The sequence below is a fragment of the Nocardia sp. GTS18 genome (genome assembly GCF_013839555.1).
GTDB lineage: Bacteria > Actinomycetota > Actinomycetes > Mycobacteriales > Mycobacteriaceae > Nocardia > Nocardia rosealba.
This window is the reverse complement of record NZ_JACBIU010000064.1, coordinates 1-3,411: the sequence shown is the minus strand read 5'-3', so window position 1 is coordinate 3,411 and position 3,411 is coordinate 1. Positions and strand designations below refer to the sequence as shown.

The following is a 3,411-nucleotide window of genomic DNA, read 5'->3' as shown; positions in this document are numbered from 1 at the left end:
GGGTGTGTTGTTTGAGAACTGCACAGTGGACGCGAGCATCTTTGTTAGTAAGTGTTTAAGAGCGTACGGTGGATGCCTTGGCACCAGGAGCCGATGAAGGACGTAGGAGGCTGCGATAAGCCTCGGGGAGCTGTCAACCGAGCTGAGATCCGAGGATTTCCGAATGGGGAAACCCAGCACGAGTGATGTCGTGTTACCCGCATCTGAATATATAGGGTGTGTGGAGGGAACGTGGGGAAGTGAAACATCTCAGTACCCACAGGAAGAGAAAACAACAGTGATTCCGTGAGTAGTGGCGAGCGAAAGCGGATGAGGCTAAACCGTGTGGATGTGATACCCGGCAGGGGTTGTCCATGCGGTGTTGTGGGGTCATTCTTCTCAGTTCTGCCGGACTGGGCGAGAGTAAGAAACCAACGTGTTAGTTGAAGTGGTCTGGAACGGCCTGCCATAGACGGTGATAGTCCGGTAAACGAAAACATGTTGGCTCTCGTGAGTGATACCCGAGTAGCAGCGGGCCCGTGAAATCTGCTGTGAATCTGCCGGGACCACCCGGTAAGCCTGAATACTCCCTGGTGACCGATAGCGGACTAGTACCGTGAGGGAAAGGTGAAAAGTACCCCGGGAGGGGAGTGAAATAGTACCTGAAACCGTGCGCTTACAATCCGTCAAAGCCTTCGTACTTGTACGTGGGGTGATGGCGTGCCTTTTGAAGAATGAGCCTGCGAGTCATCGGTGTGTGGCGAGGTTAACCCGTGTGGGGTAGCCGTAGCGAAAGCGAGTCCGAATAGGGCGCCTGTTAGTCGCACATTATGGACCCGAAGCGGAGTGATCTACCCATGGCCAGGGTGAAGCGACGGTAAGACGTCGTGGAGGCCCGAACCCACTTAGGTTGAAAACTGAGGGGATGAGCTGTGGGTAGGGGTGAAAGGCCAATCAAACTCCGTGATAGCTGGTTCTCCCCGAAATGCATTTAGGTGCAGCGTCACGTGTTTCACGCCGGAGGTAGAGCTACTGGATGGCCTAGGGGGCCTACAAGCTTACCGAAGTCAGCCAAACTCCGAATGCCGGTGTGTGAGAGCGTGGCAGTGAGACTGCGGGGGATAAGCTTCGTAGTCGAGAGGGAAACAGCCCAGATCGCCGGCTAAGGCCCCTAAGCGTGTACTAAGTGGAAAAGGATGTGGGGTCGCTTAGACAACCAGGAGGTTGGCTTAGAAGCAGCCACCCTTGAAAGAGTGCGTAATAGCTCACTGGTCAAGTGATCCTGCGCCGACAATGTAGCGGGGCTCAAGTACACCGCCGAAGCCGCGGCATTCAGACATTAGATCGCCTTCGGGCCAGTCGTCTGGATGGGTAGGGGAGCGTCCTATATCCGTGGAAGCCACAGTGTGAACTAGTGGTGGAGGGTATGGGAGTGAGAATGCAGGCATGAGTAGCGAAAGACGAGTGAGAAACTCGTCCGCCGAATGACCAAGGGTTCCTGGGCCAGGTTAATCCGCCCAGGGTGAGTCGGGACCTAAGGCGAGGCCGACAGGCGTAGTCGATGGACAACGGGTTGATATTCCCGTACCCGTGTATCCGCGCCCAATGCTGAATCAGTTGTGCTAAGTATCCTGATGTTGTCTTACCGAGCCTTCGGGTGACGTGAAGGACGGATGCATACGACCCTGGCTGTAGTAGGTAAGCGATGGGGTGACGCAGGAAGGTAGCTGGGCCAGGTGATGGAATACCTGGTGTAAGCCTGTAGGGCGAACGGTAGGCAAATCCGCGTTGCACATAGCCTGAGAGGTGATGCGTAGTCGTTGAGACGAATTCAGTGATCCTATGCTGCCGAGAAAAGCCTCTAGCGAGCTGGTACATGGCCCGTACCCCAAACCGACACAGGTGGTCAGGTAGAGAATACTAAGGCGATCGAGAGAACTGTGGTTAAGGAACTCGGCAAAATGCCCCCGTAACTTCGGGAGAAGGGGGACCACGCCCGGTGAAAGCCCTTGCGGTTGGAGCTGGGTGGGGTCGCAGAGACCAGAGAGAAGCGACTGTTTACTAAAAACACAGGTCCGTGCGAAGTCGTAAGACGATGTATACGGACTGACGCCTGCCCGGTGCCGGAAGGTTAAGAGGACCGGTTAGCCCTTTGGGGCGAAGCTGAGAATTTAAGCCCCGGTAAACGGCGGTGGTAACTATAACCATCCTAAGGTAGCGAAATTCCTTGTCGGGTAAGTTCCGACCTGCACGAATGGCGTAACGACTTCTCTGCTGTCTCAACCACAGACTCGGCGAAATTGCATTACGAGTAAAGATGCTCGTTACGCGCGGCAGGACGAAAAGACCCCGGGACCTTCACTATAGCTTGGTATTGGTGTTCGGTACGGTTTGTGTAGGATAGGTGGGAGACTGTGAAGCGGGTACGCCAGTATTCGTGGAGTCGTCGTTGAAATACCACTCTGATCGTATTGGGCTTCTAACCTCGGACCATGATCTGGTTCAGGGACAGTGCCTGGTGGGTAGTTTAACTGGGGCGGTTGCCTCCTAAAATGTAACGGAGGCGCCCAAAGGTTCCCTCAGCCTGGTTGGCAATCAGGTGTCGAGTGCAAGTGCACAAGGGAGCTTGACTGTGAGACTGACAGGTCGAGCAGGGACGAAAGTCGGGACTAGTGATCCGGCACCGGCAAGTGGAAGCGGTGTCGCTCAACGGATAAAAGGTACCCCGGGGATAACAGGCTGATCTTCCCCAAGAGTCCATATCGACGGGATGGTTTGGCACCTCGATGTCGGCTCGTCGCATCCTGGGGCTGGAGTAGGTCCCAAGGGTTGGGCTGTTCGCCCATTAAAGCGGCACGCGAGCTGGGTTTAGAACGTCGTGAGACAGTTCGGTCTCTATCCGCCGCGCGCGTAAGAAACTTGAGGAAGGCTGTCCCTAGTACGAGAGGACCGGGACGGACGAACCTCTGGTGTGCCAGTTGTTCCGCCAGGAGCATGGCTGGTTGGCTACGTTCGGAAGGGATAACCGCTGAAAGCATCTAAGCGGGAAGCCTGTTCCAAGATGAGGTTTCTCTCCCACTTGATGGGTTAAGGCCCCCTACAGACCATGGGGTTGATAGGCTGGAACTGGAAGCACGGTAACGTGTGGAGGTGACCGGTACTAATAGGCCGAGGGCTTACTATCGAAGGTGTTACGCGTCCACTGTGCGGTATCTGAAACAACACACAGACACTGCAGCAAACTTGATCCAGGGGTCTTTTTGATTCTGGGGTTCAGGGAGCGCTGTTTGTGGATAGTTTCATAGTGTTACGGCGGTTATAGCGGTGGGGAAACGCCCGGTCCCATTCCGAACCCGGAAGCTAAGGCCACCTGCGCCGATGGTACTGCACTCGACAGGGTGTGGGAGAGTAGGACACCGCCGGACAATCATT

The 3,411-nt window shown here is 55.4% G+C and carries 2 rRNA genes; both read left to right on the top strand.

The annotated features are described in order from the left end of the window. The first annotated feature begins 45 nt into the window (after positions 1-45). A 23S ribosomal RNA gene (locus tag HYG95_RS24380) occupies positions 46-3,163 on the top strand. A gap of 124 nt (positions 3,164-3,287) precedes the next feature. Then, positions 3,288-3,404, top strand: a 5S ribosomal RNA gene (gene rrf / locus HYG95_RS24375). Positions 3,405-3,411: the final 7 nt, after the last annotated feature.